Origin of the sequence: Kribbella sp., assembly GCF_035655035.1 — a bacterium.
Lineage (GTDB): Bacteria > Actinomycetota > Actinomycetes > Propionibacteriales > Kribbellaceae > Kribbella.
Genome location: NZ_DASRVN010000594.1, coordinates 1 through 17918 on the forward strand (window position 1 = coordinate 1; position 17918 = coordinate 17918).

Consider the following 17918-nt stretch of genomic DNA (forward strand, 5'->3'; position numbering starts at 1 on the left):
AGTCGTGTGCGGTCGTCGGGTCCTCGTCCGTGGTGTCGGCGTTCCGTGCCGCGCTTGATCGGTCGGCCGCGGCGTACCAGTGGTACAGCCGCATCGAGGATGTCGTGGTCGGTGAGCACGACAGCCTGGCGATCCTGGCGAATGACTATCCAGCCGTTCAGGAGTTCGACGACGCCACCGCGAAGGCGGTCGCCGCGATGCTCGATGCCGGTGGCAGCGTGTACGCCGAGTTCGCCACCGATCGCGCCGGGATCATGCCGCGGCCGTCAGGTGAGCCCCGGACCGCCAACTTCGAGCGGATCTATGTGGCCGCGAGCAACGAAATCACCGCGCACTTCGCGCCGTTGACCGTCTTCGACGAGCACAGTTCGGTGATGCTGCCGGTCTCCGCCCGCGGCACCGAAGTACTCAGCTACGGGACGGTCGCCGGCACGCACACGGCGGTCTTCGGTCCGCCGGCGGAGTCGTGGCCTGCGCTTCTGGACATTCCCGTCGGCTCCGGACGGCTGCTGTACGCCGCTACCGCGCTGAGCAACGCCGTCCGCGGCCGCTACAAACCCGTCGCGCGCTGGGAGCTGCTTCTCGACTCGGTGGTCGCCGCGCTGACCGGAGCCGGTACCGCGCCGACGCCCGTCGCCCTGTTCACCGAGCCGCGGGTCTGGGCCGTCACCGGGACCAAGCCGTTGCTCAGGGCAACTGCCGCCGCCGGGCGGGCGATCGTCGCCAACGGCAACATTCCGCTGCGCGAGACCACGCCCGGACGGTACGCGTCGGAGCCGCTCGACCTGCCCGACGGTACGCACGAGTTCAGCATCGACGGCGCCACCACCACATTGCTGATCGGCCCGCGGGCGGATCGGTACCGCCGGATGGTGGATCGGGGTATCGCCTGGTTCGACCGGGCAGGCATGTTCTTCGATGCTCCGGACGGCTCGAAGGGCGTCGCCGAGGGCTTCTCGAACGAGCTCGGTCCCGACGGTGTTCCGCCGTTCCGCGAGCAGCCGCGGGCGGACGGCTACGTACAGGTCGCCCACGCGTTCCGGATGTACGGCGACGAGACCGTCGCCGGCAACCTGATGCGTCTCGTCGACGACGGGATGCAGATCCTCGACCGGAACGCGCTCTACGGCTCGTACGAGCCGCGGGGTGACCGGCGCGACTTTGGTGCCACCAACAATTTGTTTGCCGACGACAACGGGTGGATCGCGATGTTCGCGCTGGTCAGCGGTCACACCGCGTCCGGGCTGCGCGCCGTCGAGGCACTGATCCGGACGTCCCACCACGAGCTCGGTGCGCAGACCAATCCGTGGCGGACCCCGACGACGCTGCTGGCGGACGGCTGGGAGGGCCTGTCGAAGCGGCCGTTCCGGCACGCGCTGGATGTCTCGTCGCACTGGAACAGCTCCGCGCAGTCCGCGATGCTCTGCGCGTACGGCGTGACCGGCGACCGCCGCTACCTCGACACGGCGATGCGCAGCCTGGACCACATGGCCTCCGCGTATCCCCGGACCCGCCTCGAGACCAGCCGCACCTGCGAGGCGGTCCGGTTCCTCTTCCCGCTGGCGGCGGCGTACCGGTACACCCGGAAACCGTTGTACCTCGACACGATGCGCGAGATCGCGGCGTACCTGAAGGAACACCAGGACGTGAACGGCGGCATCGTCGAGTGGGACGGCCGCGGCCCGATCAGCAACGCGGCGTACGGGACCGACGAGGCGTCGATCTTCCAGGCGAACGGCGACCCGGTGACCGACCAGCTCTACGGTACGGCGTACGCCGCGATGGCGCTGCCGCTGGCGTACCACGTCACCGGTGACGACGTGTTCGCCGATCTGGCGACCGGCGTGCTCGACTTCCTGTCACGGATCCAGATCGACGAGGGCGATCCGCTGCTCGACGGCACCTGGATGCGTGCCTTCGACGTCGAGGCGTGGGACTACTTCGGCAGCAACTGCGACCTCGGCTGGGGCCCGTACTGTGTCGAGACCGGCTGGTGCCAGGGACCCGCGCTGATCGGCGCGATGATGTGGCTGACCGGTGACGAGATCTTCCCGGATCCCGGCGCCGCGACGCCCGGGAACCGCGCGCTCGCCCGGCAGGTGCTGGCTGAGTTCGACGCGATCGCGGCCGGGGTGCCGGCGCAGACGTCGTACCGGCTGCGTTCCGACGGCCGGGTGGTGCGGACGCAGACCGTGGACGGCGTCGGCCAGGTGAGCGCGGTCGCCGGCGACGTACTGGCGGAGGGCGAGCCGGCGTGGGTGCGGCACCGCGACTCGATCGAGGTGTACGCCCGGGGGAAGGACGGGTTGCTCCACCACAGTTATGTTCACGACGAGTACGGCCAAGGGCTATGGCGGCCGGTGGGCGAGCTGCGGATCGCGGGCGATCCACAGGTCACGATCGACCCGGCCTCGAAGGCGGTCGTGGTGTCGGCACGGGGTGCGGACGGTGTGCTGTACCGAACGACGATGAGCGATGTCCGGGGCGGGCACACGCCGTGGATCGCGGTGGGGGAGACCCCGTTCACCGGCGTTCCCGCGGTCGAGTACCGGCCAGGAGACGGCGTCGCGGTCGCCGAGTAACCCCCCGCCTCCGGCGCTCGGAGGCGGGGCGTCCGGGCCGTGGCTCAGCGGCTGCCGAGCTGGCGTTCGTAGTCGTCGCGGAGCCGGTCGCCGCCGCGCTTGTGCCACTCGTCGCGGTACTTCTGCAGGTCGCTCATCGGGCGTCGCCCGGCGACGATCTGGTTGACGTAGTCGGCGGTGATCTTGTCCAGGACGCCGTTCACCTGGTCGCCGACCGTGGACGGGATGCTGGCGATCGGGTCGTCGACGGCGCCGTCGAGCATCGCCTCGGAGTAGTGCAGCACGTCCTTGTAGCCGGTCGGGTTGCCGGGGAAGTAGTACGCGTGCGGGTACTGGCCGAGCCCGGCGAGCTCGGCCTGCAGCGTCGGGTTGTCGACCTGCACCGGCTCGTGCTTGGCGTTGTAGTTGTAATGCCGGCCCTCGATGCCGAACCGGTTGAACATGTACTCCTCGGTGCCGAAGCCGGCGCTCAGCCAGTCCAGCGTGCGCAACAGCGCGCGGATCCGGTCCGGATTCTTCGCATGCTTCGCCGAGATCCCCCAGCGGGAGAACCACCCAGTGGTCTTGACCCACGCCGCCTTGCCGCCGTCGTGGCCCGGTGGCAGCAGCGGCGCCGCCTGGCCCTTCTTGACCATCCCGTAGAGCGGGTTGGTGACGGTGAACGGCGCCATCGCACCGTTCTTCGTGATGCCGAGCTGACCGGAGGTGAACAGCCCGATCGCCTTGATCTCCTGGGCATCCATGGCCAGCGCGTCCGGGTGGTACCCACCGGCCTGCCAGAGGTCCCGGCACCAGCTGATCGCGGCCTCGTACTCCGGGCTGTCGATCCGGTTCACCACCTTGCCGCCGTCCTGCCGCCACTGCGGGCCGGTCCGGAACATCGCGTTGACCAGCGCCATCACCGGGCCGGGGAAGGCGCCGATGCCGTAGGCACGCGGAATCGTCTTCGGGATCGCGGTGAAGTACTCCTTCAGCTCGTCGGCGTTCGCCGGCGGCTTGCTGAACCCGATCTTGCGGGCCCAGTCCGGCCGGTAGACGAAGACCGTGTCGACCGCCGGCACCGGATTGGTCACCCCGAGGATCCGGCCGTCGACCATCGAGTTCTTCCAGGCGGCCTCGGGGGTGTTGTTCGACAGGTTCGGATAGTCCTTGATCGCGTCGCCGGACAGGAACTCGCTGAGGTCCGCGAACGCGCCCTGCCGCAGCGCCTTGTCGCTGGTCGGGTTCGGCAGCAGGGCCGTCACGTCGGGCAGGTCCCCGGACGCGAGCAGGGTCGCGAGCTTCGCGTCGTACGAGTCCGAAGGGCCCCAGATCATCTTCAGCTGCAGGCCGAGCCGGTTGTTGAGCTCTTTCCAGTACGGGTTCCGCTCCACCGGTGGCGCGGGCGGTCCCCAGATGATCGTGAACATCGTCATGTCGGTGCCGTCGCCGGGCTTGTTCGGCCAGGCCTTGCGCAGCGGCTGCGGGATCTTGGCGTACGCGTTCGGCAGGCCGTCGACGGTACTGCGCAACTCGCCGTCGATCGGTGGCGCCGGGAAGCGCTTGGGTACGGCGACAGCCTTGCCGCCCTTGGCCGCACCGGAGGACGAACCTCCACTGCAACCGGAGAGGAGGCCGGCGGCTCCGGCGGCCCCCACGGTGCCGGCGATACCGAGTTGCAGCACGCGGCGGCGCGAGAAATCAGTCATGGTGGTGCTCCAAGCCTCGAGAGATCAGCCCTTGATGGCGCCGGTGAGAACCCCTTTGGTGAAGTACTTCTGCAGGAACGGGTAGACCAGCAGGATCGGTAGCAGTGCGAGGACGACGACCGCCATCTGGATCGACTGCGGCGTCGGGACCACCGAGTTCGGGTTGTCCACCTGCGGGATCGGCGAGCCCTGCACGACGTACAGATTGAGAACGAGCTGGATCGGCCACTTGTCCGCGTCGCTGATGTAGAGCAGCGCGTTGAAGAACGCGTTCCAGTAGCCGACGGCGTAGAACAGCGCGAGTACGGCGTGCACCGCCTTGGAGAGCGGCAGCACGATGCTGGTGTAGATCTGCCGGTCGTTGCAGCCGTCGATCCGGGCCGCCTCGATCAGCTCGCGCGGGATCTGCAGGTAGAAGTTCCGCAGTACGACGAGATTGAAGGCGCTGACCAGGCCGGGCACGACCAAGGCGGCGTACGAGTTCAGCAGGCCGAGGTTCTTGATCAGCAGGAAGTTCGGGATCAGGCCGGCGCTGAACAGCATCGTGAACAGCGCGAGGTACAGGACGAACCGCATCCCCGGCAGGTCGCGGGTGCGGGTCAGGCCGTACGCCATCGTGCTCGTGCAGATCATCGACAGCACGGTGCCGGTCAGCGTGACGCCTGCCGACACGAGCAGCGCGCGTCCGACGATGCCGCCCTGCAGGATCGACCGGTACGCCTCCAGCGACCAGACGTGCGGGACCAGACCGCCGTGCCGTACGTCGGCGTCCTGGGCCAGCGAGGTCGCGATGACGTTCAGGAACGGGTACAGCATCACGATGCCGATCACCGCGACCACGAGGCCCTTGGCGCCGCGGACGGCCGGCGATGGCCTGCCCATCCAGACCGGTCGGTCCACTGCCATCTAGAACACCCCTTCGGTGCCGAAGCGCTTGCTCAGGGAGTTGGCACCGAGTACGAGAATCGTGGCGACCACGCCTTTGACCAGCCCGACCGCCGTGGAGAATCCCCAGTCGCTGCCGACCACGCCGCGGAAGTACACGAAGGTGTCCAGCACCTCGGCGGCGCCGGATCCGACCGAGTTGTACTGCAGGTAGATCTGCTCGAAGCCGACGGTCAGCACGTCACCGAGCCGTAGGACCAGCAGCAGCATGATCACCGGGAGCAGGCCCGGCAGCGTGACGTGCAGGATCCGCCGCCAGGCGTTCGCGCCGTCGACCGCGGCGCTCTCGTACAGCTCGGACGGGATCGTCGTCAGCGCGGCGAAGAAGATGATCGTGCCCCAGCCGGAGTCCTTCCAGATCACCTGCGAGGTGATCAGCAGCCCGAAGGTGTCCGGGTTGCTCATGACGTTCGTGCCGAGCAGCTTCGAGACGACGCCGGTACCACCGAGAACCTGCTGCCAGATCGAGATCACGATCACCCAGGAGATGAAGTGCGGCAGGTACACGATCGACTGCAGCAGCCGCCGGACCCCGGGCGCGGCCAGCGAGTTCAGCAGGATCGCCAGCGCGATCGGCACCGGGAACGCGAACACGATCTGCAGCAGCGACAGCTTCAGAGTGTTGCCGACGGCATGGATCACGTCGGGATCGGTGATCAGTCGCTGGAAGTTCGCCAGTCCGATCCAGGGACTCCCGCCGAACCCGAGGTACGGCGAGTAGTCCTGGAACGCGGCGAGGTTGCCCAGCATCGGCAGGTACGCGAACACGACGAAGAACAGCAGGCCGGGCACCACGAACAGGTACATACGCCAGTGCTGCCGGGCCCGTTTCACATGCGCCTCCTGCGCCCCGCTCTGCTGCCGCGTCCTTGCAGCATCCTGGTCAGCCTTGCGACCAGAGGGCAAACATCCCGGCTAGACCACTGCGCCGCGGCTAGCGGGGTTCGAAGTATTTCCAGGTTTTGCCGTGGTCGGTGCTGGTGATGGCGTGGTTGCCGTTGTACTGGATCGCGTAGACGAGGTTGCCCGCTGTTTTGAGCTCGGCCAGGTCAGTCGGTGGGGTGAGCGGTGCGCCGGCGCCGGGGCGGAGGAGCTGGCGGGTTTTGCCCTGGTAGAGGGCGAGACCGGTGCCGTTGTCGAAGGCAACGGGGGACTGCAGGTACGGCGCGTCTCGTGTGGCCACTGTTGTCCAGTGTTCGCCGCGGTCGGTCGACAACTGCAGCGGCACCGGTTCGTCCATGACGCCGGGTTTGGTGCCCGGGATCAGAACCTGCGTCTTGCCGTCGGGGCTGACGGCGAGTTGGCCGCCCGTACGGCCGGGGCTGATGACGGAGTGGCCCCAGGTCCTGCCGTGGTCGTCGGTCCAGTAGATGTTGCCGACGCCGCTGTTCCTGGCGCCGACCACCCACCATCGTCCGGTGCTGTCGCGCTGCGGCTGGACGGCGTTGTCGATGCCGCGGATCTTCACCTCCCGCAGTACGCCGGTCGCCGGGTCGAGCGCCCGCAGGGTGCCGTACGCGAGCAGGACGTCGCCGTCCCCGAACTCGGTGGTCGGCGGCGCCCAGCGCAGCTTCTTCTCGATCCGGCCCTGACCCGTGAGGCGGACCATCACGGACTGGGCCCAGGTCGGGTCGGTCCCCTTCATGCTCGTCGGCATCGACAGCGCCAGTACCTCGTCACCGGCGCGCACCGCGACGTACGAATTCCTGCGCACCGGCGCGGTGGTCCGTACTCCGTCACGGAACAGCACCGCCGCGGAGTCGAAGGTGTTGCCCGGCCGCGGCGCCGACCACACCGACACCCACCGCGTCGGGGTGCCGAACTCGATGCCGAAGGCACCCGACTTCTGGTCGTGAACCAGTTGCTCCGCGGCCTGGTCGACCGGGATCGCCGCCGGCGCCTTCGCTGTACCGGTCACGTTCGCGAACGGAAGCACGGTCGCCAGTACCGCAATCGCGACCGCTGCGACGACGCCCGTACCGGCGAGCGTCTGCCGACGGTGGCGACGGCGGATGCCGCGCCGCTCCAGAGCCTCGAAGGGCAGCGGCCGGACGGTCTCCTGGATCTCCCAGGACAGTTCCTTCAGCTCAGACATGGTTGACCTCCTCGGCGTCGTCGGCGAACTCGTGGACCAGCGGGGCCAGGCGTGACCTGCCCCGGGCGAGGCGCGCCTTGACCGTCCCCTCCGGAACATCCAGCTGTACGGCGATCTCCCGCACCGGCAGGTCGACGATGTGGTGCAGCACGATCGCCTCGCGCTGCTCGTACGGCAGCTGCCGCAAGGCCTCGACCAGGGCGACCCGGTCCGCGGAGAGACCGGCGATCGTGGTCTCGGGCACCCCCGCCCGGGACAGCAGCCCGTGGAATCGGGTCGCGCGCCGGTACCGCCGCCGTACGGCGTTCAGCGCGACCGTCCGCAGCCACGCCTCCGGGTTGTCGAGCTGAGCGAACCGCCGCGGCTTCTCGACCGCCCGGACGAACGCCTCCTGAACGGCGTCCTCCGCCTCGCCCAGACTTCCGCAGACCGCGAACAACTGCCCGACCAGCCGCCGGTAACACCCCTCGTACAGCTCGCGCACCGCGTCGCCGTCAGCCATCACCACTCCCCAGCTCGAACCCTTTGCCCCCACGAGTCCTGGGCAACGAATCCGGTTGCACCACCAGAGCACTATCTCCGACGACGACGGTGGCGGTCAGGTCAGGTCAGGAGGAGGCTCGCTCGATGGTCAGAAGGTTTGGGCCGCAGCAGTTGCCGGAGTCGGGGTTGGAGGAGCAGACGCCGGTTTCGGGGAGGTTCAGGTGGACTTCGCGGGCCGCGGTCCAGTCTCCGGCGAGGGCGGCGACCACCGAGCGGGTTTGTTCGTAGCCGGTGGCGAGGAGGAAGGTCGGGGCGCGGCCGTAGGACTTGGCGCCGACGGCGTAGTAGCCCGGTTCGGGGTGGGTGAGTTCGCCGGCGCCGTGCGGTGGGACGCTGCCGCAGGAGTGTTCGTTCGGGTCGATCAGTGGCGCGAGTGCGCGGGTGGAGCCGAGGATCGGGTCCAGGTCGAGGCGCAGTTCGGAGACCATGGCGTGGTCGGGCCGGAAGCCGGTGGAGTTGACCACGGTGTCGGCGACGACCGTGCGTTCGCCGGCGGTCAGTTCGGTGCGGCCGTCCGCCGTACGGGCGATTGCCTCGATGCGGAAGGCGCTGACGAGTTCGATCCGGCCGGAGCGGACGAGGTCCTTCAGCCTGGCGCCGAGTGCGCCGCGGGCGGGGAGTTCGTCGGCCTCGCCGCCGCCGTACGTGCGAGCCTGGTCGGTGCCGCGGACGACCCAGGCGATCTCGGTCCCCGGTACCTGGCGCGCGAGCTCGGCGAGCTCGAGCAGGGTGGTGGCGGCGGAATGGCCGGCGCCGACAACCGCCGTACGGCGACCCGCGTACCGGTCCCGGTCCGCCCCGAGGACGTCGGGCAGGGCATGGGCGATGCCGTCGGCGGTGGTCTCGCCGCGGGCGGGGATGCCGGAAGCGCCGAGGACGTTCGGTGTCCGCCAGGTGCCGGCCGCGTCGATCACGGCCGAGGCGAGCAGTTCGGTGTCGTCGGCGAGGCGGATCAGGAATGGCGCGGCCTCGCGTCCGGCGGTGCGGATCCGGTCGAAGCCGGCGCGGGTTACCGCTGTCACCGTGGAGTTGTAGCGGATCCGGTCGTTGAGCTGTGGGGTCTTGGCCAGCGGCGCGAGACAGGCGTCGATCAGGTCGCCTCCGGTCGGCAGGGCGTCCGGGTCCGGCTCGGTCCATCCGGTGGGTTCGAGCAGGCGCCGGGCCGCGGCGTCGATGTCGTAGCGCCAGGGGCTGAACAGCTTCACGTGCCGCCATTCGTCGATCGCCGCCGCGACGGACGGGCCCGACTCGAGTACGACGAAGTCCAGCCGCCGCTCGGCCAGCTGTGCCGCCGCGGCCAGCCCGACCGGTCCGGCGCCGATCACCACGACGGGGGCCGCTGTTCGGTCGTCCACGATCTTCTCCTGTCTTGAAGCTCATCTAATCAGCGATGTCCAGCTTGCCTGTTGATTAGACAGGAGTCAAGATAGACGTATGTCGAAACAAGACGCCGCCTGTTGCGCACCGATCTCCGTGGCCGCGCTCGACGCGGCCGGGGCGGCTGAGGGCGCTGTCGTGTTCAAGGCGCTGGCCGACCCGATCCGGCTCCGGCTGCTGTCGATGATCACGTCCGCGGGTGACGAAATCTGCGTGTGCGATCTGACTCCGCAGTTCGACGTGAGTGGGCCGACGATCTCGCATCACCTGAAGGTGCTCCGCGAAGCCGGCCTGGTGGACTGTGAGCGGCGCGGCACCTGGGTCTACTACTGGCCGGTGCCGGACCGCCTGCGCTGGGCCGCGTCTCTCCTTGAATTGACTCGGTGAGATGGGTTTGAGCGTGCACAAATCTATCTGGCGGCGGGCCTTGGCAGAGGCGCTTGGTACCGGGCTGCTCGTCGCTGTCGTGGTCGGCTCGGGCATCGCCGCGGCCTCGCTCTCGCGGGGCGATGCCGGGCTCCAGTTGCTGGAGAACTCGTTCGCCACCGCACTCGGGCTCGCCGTACTCATCCTGGTCTTCGGCCCGGTGTCCGGCGCGCACTTCAACCCGGTCGTCTCGGCGGCCGACTGGTGGCTCGGCCGGCGTACCGGAGCAGGGCTGACGGCTCAGGAGCTCGCGGCGTACGTCGCGGCGCAGGTCGTCGGCGGGATCGGCGGCGCGATCCTGGCCAATCTGATGTACGGCGGTGCCGCGGTCTCGTGGTCGACCACCAGTCGTAGCTCGGGCCATCTCTACCTCGGCGAGGTCGTCGCGACCGCCGGGCTGGTCCTGCTGATCTTCGCGCTGGCCGCGTCTCAGCGATCCCACCTGGCACCCGCCGCGGTCGGTGCGTACATCGGAGCGGCGTACTGGTTCACGTCGTCGACCTCGTTCGCGAATCCGGCCGTCACGATCGGGCGCGCGTTCAGCGACACGTTCGCCGGGATCGCGCCCGCGTCCGTCCCGGGCTTCGTCGCCTTCCAGCTCGTCGGGGCCGTCGTCGGCGTCGGCGTACTGGTGCTGCTGTATCCGCCGGTCGTCCGCGGCGCGGACGACCTCGTCACACCGGGAGCATCTTCGTGAGTAAACCCACTGTGTTGTTCGTCTGCGTGCACAACGCCGGGCGTTCGCAGATGGCCGCGGGCTGGCTGCGGAAGCTGGCGGGGGAGATCGTCGAGGTGCGGTCGGCCGGGTCCGAGCCGGCTGACCAGCTCAACCCGGTTGCCGTGCAGGCCATGCGTGAAGTTGGTATCGACATCACGGCCGCCGTGCCGCAGTTGCTCGCGACCGAGGATGTGCGCGCCAGTGACGTTGTCATCACGATGGGCTGCGGCGACACCTGCCCGGTCTTTCCCGGCAAGCGGTACGAGGACTGGGAGCTGCTCGACCCGGCGGGACAGCCGATCGAGGTCGTGCGCGGCGTACGCGACGAGATTCGCCGGCGGGTCGAGAAGCTCGTCGGTGAGCTTGGATCAGGTACTGCGGGGCGCGTACATGATCACGACGACGCCGAGTAGGCAGATGACGGCACCGGCGATGTCGTAGCGGTCGGGGCGGAACTTGTCGACCAGTACGCCCCACAGCAGCGAGCCGGCCACGAAGATCCCGCCGTACGCCGCCAGGATCCGGCCGAAGTGCGCGTCCGGCTGGAACGTCGCGACGAAGCCGTAGGCGCCGAGGGCAACGATCCCGCCGGCGATCCAGAGCACCCCACGATGCTCACGCCACCCCTGCCAGACCAGCCACGCCCCACCGATCTCGGCAAGGGCGGCCAGCACGAACAAGACGATCGACTTCGCGACATTCATGGTGCGACGGTACGTCGTTCTCGCAGGTCAGCGGCGCCGGTGGTCGACCAGGTGCGGCTGGACGGCATGGGCGACCTTCTCGAAGGTGGTCAGCGAGCGGTCGAAGTTCTGGTTGGCGACGGCGACGAAGATCAGGTCGACCAGGAAGAGCTGGGAGTGGCGGGCGGCGAGGGCCTGGGAGCGAAACAGAGAGCCTTCGTTGACGGCGGTGCGGAGGTGGTGGTCGGCGGCGGTCGCGAGAGGGCTGGCCGCCGAGTTGGTGACGGCGACCGTGACGGCGCCGGCGGCCGCTGCGGTTCGTAGGACCTGGACGGCCTCGTGGGTGCGGCCGCTGTGTGAGAAGGCGACGAGGACATCGCGGGATTCGAGTGCGGCGGCGGCGCCGAGGCCGTCGTGGACGTCGGACCAGGACCAGGCGGGCAGGCCGATCACGTTCAGCCGGTGCCGCATCTCGGCGGCGGCCAGTGAGCTGCCGGAGACGCCGTACAGGTGGATGCGCCGGGCGGTGGTGAGGGCGTCGACGACGGCGGCGAGAGCGGTGATGTCGAGCTGGTCGACGGTCTGCTGGATCGCGAGCATGTCGCCGCCGGCGATCACCGCCGCGGTGTGTTCGAGGGAGTCGCCGGGCTGCACCTCGGAGCCGATGGCCTGTTGCCAGTTGGCCTGTTCGGCGCGGCCGTTGTCGGTGGCGACGGCGACCTTCAGCTCCGCGTAGCCGGTGTAGCCGAGGCGCCGGCAGAACCGGTTCACGGTGGCTGGGGAGGTGTGGCTGAGGTCGGCGAGTTCATTGATCGTCGCGCCGACGGCGCCGGCCGGGTCGGACACGATGTACGCCGCGATCCGGCGCATTCCCTCGGGCAGGTCGTCGGCCGCGGTGGCCAGCTGGGACAGAACGCTCACGCCGCCATCGTGGCGTTCGATGAGACGGTCCGTCAAGCGGAGTGAGCGAAAATTTTCACTCACGACCTTGACACTCCTCTCCTGAGATGAATGATTCTGTCTCAAGCATCTGCAGGAGATAGAGGAGAACTCGATGTCCCCAATCGATCGCCGTACCTTGCTGTTCGGCGGAACCGGCCTGTTGCTGGCCGGCTGTGCCGTCCCGTCCGGTGGCAAGGACGCCGGGGCGAATGCCACCCCGGCCGTGGCCGGCGACGACCCGAAGAACCCGTTCGGTGTGAAGGCGTCCGAACCGCTGGACGTGGTGATCTTCAAGGGCGGCTTCGGCGACGACTACGCCAAGCAGGTCGAGGAGACGTACAAACAGGCGTTCCCCGGTGCGCAGGTGAAGCACTCCGGCTTGCAGAAGTTGCAGGAGACGTTGCAGCCCCGGTTTGTCTCGGGGACCCCGCCGGACGTGATCGACAACAGTGGCGCTGCCGCGCTGAACGCGGTCACCCTGCAGAAGGGCGGCCAGTTGCTGGATCTGAAGACGCTGCTCGACGCGCCGTCGGCCGACGACCCGAAGGTCAAGGTCCGCGACACCCTGCTGCCGGGCGTGATCGAGTCGGGGACCCTGGGCGACACCGTTGCCTCGGTCAACTATGCGTACACGGTCGGCGGGATCTGGTACAACCAGGACCTGTTCGAGAAGAACAGCTGGGTCTACCCGGCGACGTGGGACGAGCTCCTGGCACTCTGCGCGAAGATCAAGGCGTCCGGAATCGCGCCGTTCACCTACCAGGGCAAGTATCCCGGCTACTTCCTCGAGCCGCTGATGCAGATGATGGCCAAGACCGGCGGCGCGGACACGATGGTTGCCGTCGACAACCTCGAGCCGGGCGCCTGGCAGTCGCAGCCGGTGGCGGAGGCGGCCGGTGCGATCGAGAAGCTGGTCAAGAACGGCTACATCCTGCAGGGCTCCGAGGGGCTGTCGCACACGGAGGCGCAGCAGGCCTGGGTCGACGGCAAGGCGGCGCTGATCCCGTGCGGGTCGTGGCTGGAGAACGAGATGAAGTCGACCACGCCCAAGGGGTTCCGGATGGCTGTCGGCCCGACGCCGGCGGTGACCGCGCAGGACAAGCTGCCGGTGGCGGCGATCAGTGCCTCCTCGTCGGAGGGCTTCATCGTGCCGAAGGACGCGAAGAACACGGCCGGCGGTCTGGAGTTCCTCAGGCTGCTGCTCAGCAAGTCGGCGGCGTCGAAGTTCTCGGAGCTGACCGGGTCGATGACCACGGTGAAGGGCGCCGGCGCGGACGTGACCAACAGCCCGGCGCTCACCTCGGCCCGCAAGGCGGTCGAAGCGGCCGGGAAGAACACGATCAGCTTCCGGTTCGGCGGCTGGTACGGCGACCTGTACAACGCCGGTTCGACCGCGATGGGGGAGTTGCTGACCGGTCGGACCGACGCCGCCGGGTTCATGAAGCGGACCCAGGCCGCCGCCGACAAGATCGCCAAGGACGCCAATGTCGTCAAGTACCGCCGCTAGCCGGCCGCGGATCAGGCCACGGCATCGGGGTCTGATCGCCGGCTTCCTGACGCTGCCGATCGTCCTGTACGTCGTGTTCGTGCTCTCGCCGTACGTCCAGGCGATCTACATCTCGCTCACGGACTGGACCGGCTTCGCCCGGCAGTTGAACTTCGTCGGCTTCCGGAACTACACCCGGGTCGCCCACGACGACCTGTTCTGGACCGGACTGCGGCACAACCTGGTGATGCTCGCGGTCCTTCCGGTGCTGACGATCGGGCTCGGGCTGTTCTTCGCGTCGATGCTCAACCTCGACCGGGCGGGCCGTGGCGTCCGGGGGAGTTCGGCGTACAAGATCGTGTACTTCTTCCCGCAGGTGCTGCCGGTGGCGGTGATCGGGGTGCTGTGGCAGTTCGTCTACACGCCGCGCTCCGGACTCCTGAACGGGATCCTCGGCACGCACCACGCCTGGCTCGGGAACCCGGACACCGCGCTCGCCGCGGTGCTGGCGGTGGGGATCTGGAGCTCGGTCGGGTTCTACGTGGTGCTGTTCAGCGCGGCGATGGGCGCGATCCCGCAGGAGATCTACGAGGCCGTCGCGCTCGACGGGGCCGGGCGCTGGCGGACGTTCTTCCAGGTCACGCTGCCGTTGTTGCGGGACACGGTCCGGGTCGGGCTGATCTACGTGTCGATCGGCGCGCTGGACGGGTTCGCGATCGTCCAGCTGATGACGGTCGGGCCGGGCGGCCCGGACAACGCGACCGAGGTGGTCGGGCTGACCCTGTACCGGCGGGCCTTCGCGGACGGGCAGTTCGGGTACGCCTGCGCGATGGGCGTGGTGATGCTGTTCATGACGCTCACGCTCGCGGTGATCCTGCAGTACAAGCGGCGCGAGGTGCGCCGGTGAAGCGGTCCGTGGTCCACATCCCGCTGCTCGCCTGGGCGACCGTCGTCGGGCTGCCGCTGCTCTGGATGGCGCTCAGCGCTTTGAAGGTCGACAAGGAGATTGTCGACAATCCGTTCTCGCTGCCGCGCCGGTTGCACTGGGACAACTTCGCGCGGGCCTGGTCGCAGGCGAGCATCGGCCGGTACACGATCAACACCCTCGTCGTGGTCTCCGGCGCGCTGGTCCTCACCATGACCCTCGGCGCGATGGCGGCGTACATCCTCGGCCGGTTCGAGTTCCGCGGCCGCAAGCTCGTGTACTACGGGTTCGCGGCGAGCATGACCTTCCCGGTCTTCCTCGCCCTGGTGCCGCTGTTCCTGGTCGCCTCGAACCTGCACCTGGTCGGCACGCTGTACGGCCTGATCCTGATCTACGCGGCGTACGCGCTGCCGTTCACGATCTTCTTCCTGACGCCGTTCTTCGCGGACCTGCCGCACGAGTACGCCGAGGCCGCCCGGATCGACGGCGCCGGGGAGATCGGCATCTTCGTCCGGATCATGGTCCCGCTGGCCCGGCCCGGACTGGTCAGCGTCGGGATCTTCAACTTCCTCGGCCTCTGGAACCAGTACCTGCTGCCGATCGTGCTGATGCCCGACGAGAAGCAGTTCGTGCTGTCCCAGGGCCTCGCCGCCCTCGCCGTGAACCAGGGCTACCAGAGCGACTGGAGCGCCCTGTTCGCCGGCCTCACGATCGCCGTCGTCCCCGTGCTGGCGGTGTACCTGTTCTCCCATCGCACGATCCAGGCCGGACTGACCGCCGGAGGTCTTCGATGAAACATCCGTTCAGCGGAATCGTTGCCGTGCTCGCGATTCTCGTTCCGCTCCTCGTCCCCGCACCGTCCGGCGCGGCGACCGCGGCCGCCGCGCCGCAGCTCGTTCCCGCACTGCAGCAGTGGTCGGCCGGATCGGTCCCGACCACGTTCTCGCCGGCTTCCCGGATCGTGGTCAACGCGAACTCCGGTACGCCGCTGTTCGCGGACGCGCAGACGTTCGCGGCCGATGTCGCGCTGGTGACCGGTACGACGCCGCCCGTGGTGACGGGCGTCCGGTCAGCGGCGGCTGCCGGCGACGTCTACCTGACCGTCGACCCGGCCGTTGCCGTGCACAACAGTGAGGGCTACCAGCTGGAGTCCGGCGGTTTCGTGGCGATCTCCGGAACCACGACGGACGGCGTCTTCAACGGAACCAGGTCGCTGGTCCAGTTGTTCCGCCGCTCGCTCACCGTCGCGGGCGGCGTTGCGACCGACTGGCCGGCCTACCCGGAACGCGGCATCCGGATCGACTCGGTGCCGCGGACGTTCTCGTCGCAGTGGTGGCACAACCTGATCCGTGAGTTGTCGTACGCGAAGCTCAACGTGCTGCAGAGCCTGCTGATCGGCGGCTACGGCCTGACTCCGGCGGAGACCGCCGATATCACGGCGTACGCGACCATGTACCACGTGCGGTTCACCCCGACCGTGCCGTTGTCCGGCCACGCCGATCCGATCCTCGTGCCGCACCCCGAGCTCGAGCTCTTCGACTCCGCCGGCAACCGTCCGGTGACCGGCCGGTCGCTCGACTACTCCAAGCTCGACTACAGCTCGCCGAACGTCGTCCAGCAGTACCTGGACCAGTACGTCCCGACCTCGGGCAGCGACTACTTCCACATCGGCGGCGACGAGTTCGTCGCGTACCCGGGCTGGACGGACGGGCAGTGGGCGAACTACCCGCAGCTCGACGCGTTCGCCAAGCAGAAGGTGGGCCCGGCCGCGACCGCGCGCGACGGCTACATCTGGTACCTGAACTGGCTCGACGACCAGATCAGGGCCCGCGGCAAGAAGATGCGGGTCTGGAACGACAGCATCGAGAAGAGTCCGCTGATCGCCCTGCACCCCGACATCCAGGTCGAGTTCTGGCACCAGCCGGTCCGGGCCGCGGGGCTCACCCCGGTGGACATCACCGCAGCGGGGAACAAGCTGCTGAACGTCCGTGACGATCTGCTGTACTACGACATGGCGGTGCGTTCGGTCGATCCGCAGAAGGTGTACGACCAGTTCGTACCGACCCAGTTCCCCGGCTACACGGTCCCCGCGGCCAACGTGTCCGGCGGGATGATCGCGGTCTGGCTCGGCGACCAGGGACCCCAGGCCGCGCTCGACACCAACGAGCAACTTCTGGACCGGCTGCGGATGCCGCTGCGTGCGCTGGCCCAGAAGACCTGGGCGTCGCCGAACCCGGGGACGTACGCCGACTTCGCCGCGATCGACTCGTTGGTCGCCGTGGGAGTGGTGCCGACCGCGGGCGTCGCGACCGGGAAGGCGGCCTGGTTCCCGGACAGCCGGTTCCTCGTCCGGACGACGGCCGGCGAGTTGCGGTTCGGCTCGTACACCGCCGACGGGATGTTGCGCCTGACAACGATCGCGACCGGCGTGAGCGGCAATCCGGTGACCGTGATGGCCGGAAGTACGCCGTACTTCGCGATCCGGAGCGCCGACGGCAGGCTGCTGTACGGCGCGCTGCAACCGACCGGGTGGCGATTGGCGTATGCACTGTCCGGCGTCGCCGGTGATCCGGCGCTCGCCGTCGACTCGCTCGGACGCGTCGTGTACGCCGCGCGGCTGTCGAGCGGCGAGCTGTGGAGCGGGCGCGACGACCTCGCAGCCGAGCGCCTGACCACCGGGCTGGCCGGCGACCCGGTGCTGATCGCCGACGTGAACAAGAAGCTGACCTGGTTCGCGCGGACGACCGGAGCGACCGTCCGGCACGGATGGCAGAGTGCCGCGGGCGGACCGTGGGACCCGACCACGGCCGAGCTCGTGACGGGTGTCAGCGGGCAGCCGGTCCCGGCGCTGGACGCCGACGGCAGGCTTACGCTGTTCGTCCGGGCCGCGAACGGGGACATTCTGCATCGCTGGCAGGGGGTGCCCGGTGCCGGCTGGGATCCGGCGCTGGCCGTTCTGGTCAACGGCGCGGCCGGGGATCCGGCGGTGAGTCTGGACTCCGAGCACAAGCTCACCTTGTTCGTCCGCAAGGCCGACGGCAGCCTGGTGCATCGCTGGCAGGGCACCGCGAGCGGCGGCTGGTATCCCGGCGCGGTCACGCTGCTCACCGGTGTCGCCTCCGACCCGGCCGTCACCCTGGACAGCGCGGGCCGCCTCACCCTGTTCGTCACCACCACCGACGGGAACCTCTGGTTCCGTCGGCAGTCCGTCCCCTCGGGTGCCTGGGCGAACGCCGAGCTGGCGTTCTCCGGCCTCGGCGCCGTCCCGGCCGTGCGGAGCTCGCCGGGACTGATCGACTACCTCGCGGTCACGCCGTACCGCTACCTCGTCCACGGGTGGCAGACCGCCAACGCCGACGGCAGCAACCACTGGTGGCGCTGGCTGCTGATGACCTCGTGACCTTGTGTTTCCGCCTGATCAGGAAGGATTTGCGATGAGTACGTCGAACGTGTCGCGCCGGACCGTGCTGGCCGTCGGGGGAATCGCGGCCGCCGCGACCCTGGTGCC

16 protein-coding genes are annotated in these 17918 nt (G+C 68.9%); 8 read left to right on the top strand and 8 right to left on the bottom strand.

Going from position 1 to position 17918, the window contains the following annotated elements; genetic code table 11:
* Positions 1-2582 (top strand): hypothetical protein (locus VFF46_RS31470; protein ID WP_325040873.1); only part of this gene is annotated, 2582 nt, incomplete at its 5' end.
* Between the two features lie 44 nt (positions 2583-2626).
* Here the strand turns inward: VFF46_RS31470 and VFF46_RS31475 are convergent.
* The 6 genes from VFF46_RS31475 to VFF46_RS31500 all read right to left on the bottom strand — a co-directional run bounded on the left by VFF46_RS31475 (position 2627) and on the right by VFF46_RS31500 (position 9208).
* On the bottom strand, positions 2627-4270 hold the full coding sequence (locus VFF46_RS31475; protein ID WP_325040874.1) for an extracellular solute-binding protein: 1644 nt from the start codon (positions 4268-4270) through the stop codon (positions 2627-2629).
* A 24-nt stretch (positions 4271-4294) separates the two neighbouring features.
* Positions 4295-5176 carry a carbohydrate ABC transporter permease gene (locus VFF46_RS31480; protein ID WP_325040875.1) on the bottom strand — a complete coding sequence of 294 codons (882 nt, stop codon included), beginning with the start codon at positions 5174-5176 and terminating at the stop codon, positions 4295-4297.
* Complete coding sequence (locus tag VFF46_RS31485; RefSeq protein ID WP_325040876.1) at positions 5177-6049, bottom strand: ABC transporter permease; 873 nt, start codon at positions 6047-6049, stop codon at positions 5177-5179.
* Between the two features lie 100 nt (positions 6050-6149).
* On the bottom strand, positions 6150-7310 hold the full coding sequence (locus VFF46_RS31490; RefSeq protein WP_325040877.1) for a hypothetical protein: 1161 nt from the start codon (positions 7308-7310) through the stop codon (positions 6150-6152).
* Positions 7303-7812 carry an RNA polymerase sigma factor gene (locus VFF46_RS31495; protein ID WP_325040878.1) on the bottom strand — a complete coding sequence of 170 codons (510 nt, stop codon included), beginning with the start codon at positions 7810-7812 and terminating at the stop codon, positions 7303-7305. The genes VFF46_RS31490 and VFF46_RS31495 overlap by 8 nt, the downstream gene beginning before the upstream one ends.
* A 106-nt stretch (positions 7813-7918) precedes the next feature.
* Positions 7919-9208: an FAD-dependent oxidoreductase gene (locus VFF46_RS31500; protein ID WP_325040879.1), complete on the bottom strand. Its 1290-nt coding sequence runs from the start codon at positions 9206-9208 to the stop codon at positions 7919-7921.
* 79 nt (positions 9209-9287) lie between these two features.
* On the opposite strand from VFF46_RS31500, the gene VFF46_RS31505 reads away from it, so the two are divergent.
* From VFF46_RS31505 to VFF46_RS31515, 3 genes are read left to right on the top strand one after another with little or no spacing between them, the layout of a single operon-like run.
* Complete coding sequence (locus tag VFF46_RS31505; protein WP_325040880.1) at positions 9288-9617, top strand: metalloregulator ArsR/SmtB family transcription factor; 330 nt, start codon at positions 9288-9290, stop codon at positions 9615-9617.
* A gap of 13 nt (positions 9618-9630) precedes the next feature.
* Positions 9631-10353: an MIP/aquaporin family protein gene (locus VFF46_RS31510; RefSeq protein WP_325040881.1), complete on the top strand. Its 723-nt coding sequence runs from the start codon at positions 9631-9633 to the stop codon at positions 10351-10353.
* Positions 10350-10787: an arsenate reductase ArsC gene (locus tag VFF46_RS31515; protein WP_414673113.1), complete on the top strand. Its 438-nt coding sequence runs from the start codon at positions 10350-10352 to the stop codon at positions 10785-10787. Before VFF46_RS31510 ends, VFF46_RS31515 begins: the two co-directional genes overlap by 4 nt.
* Here the strand turns inward: VFF46_RS31515 and VFF46_RS31520 are convergent.
* Together VFF46_RS31520 and VFF46_RS31525 are read right to left on the bottom strand one after the other, a co-directional pair.
* Positions 10743-11078, bottom strand: a complete 336-nt coding sequence (locus VFF46_RS31520; RefSeq protein ID WP_325040882.1) for a YnfA family protein — start codon at positions 11076-11078, stop codon at positions 10743-10745. The genes VFF46_RS31515 and VFF46_RS31520 overlap by 45 nt on opposite strands.
* 27 nt (positions 11079-11105) lie before the next feature.
* Positions 11106-11978: a MurR/RpiR family transcriptional regulator gene (locus VFF46_RS31525; RefSeq protein ID WP_325040883.1), complete on the bottom strand. Its 873-nt coding sequence runs from the start codon at positions 11976-11978 to the stop codon at positions 11106-11108.
* A gap of 133 nt (positions 11979-12111) precedes the next feature.
* On the opposite strand from VFF46_RS31525, the gene ngcE reads away from it, so the two are divergent.
* Genes ngcE through VFF46_RS31545 form a run of 4 tightly spaced genes read left to right on the top strand, consistent with a single transcriptional unit; the run spans position 12112 to position 17810 of the window.
* Positions 12112-13506 (top strand): N-acetylglucosamine/diacetylchitobiose ABC transporter substrate-binding protein, encoded by a 1395-nt coding sequence (gene ngcE, locus VFF46_RS31530; RefSeq protein ID WP_325040884.1) that lies wholly within the window; start codon positions 12112-12114, stop codon positions 13504-13506.
* Positions 13484-14392, top strand: a complete 909-nt coding sequence (locus tag VFF46_RS31535) for a sugar ABC transporter permease (RefSeq protein WP_325040885.1) — start codon at positions 13484-13486, stop codon at positions 14390-14392. The genes ngcE and VFF46_RS31535 overlap by 23 nt, the downstream gene beginning before the upstream one ends.
* Positions 14389-15204: a carbohydrate ABC transporter permease gene (locus tag VFF46_RS31540; protein ID WP_325040886.1), complete on the top strand. Its 816-nt coding sequence runs from the start codon at positions 14389-14391 to the stop codon at positions 15202-15204. The genes VFF46_RS31535 and VFF46_RS31540 overlap by 4 nt, the downstream gene beginning before the upstream one ends.
* Entirely contained in the window at positions 15201-17810 is a 2610-nt protein-coding gene (locus tag VFF46_RS31545; RefSeq protein WP_325040887.1) for a family 20 glycosylhydrolase, read from the top strand. The genes VFF46_RS31540 and VFF46_RS31545 overlap by 4 nt, the downstream gene beginning before the upstream one ends.
* The last annotated feature ends 108 nt before the right edge of the window (positions 17811-17918 follow it).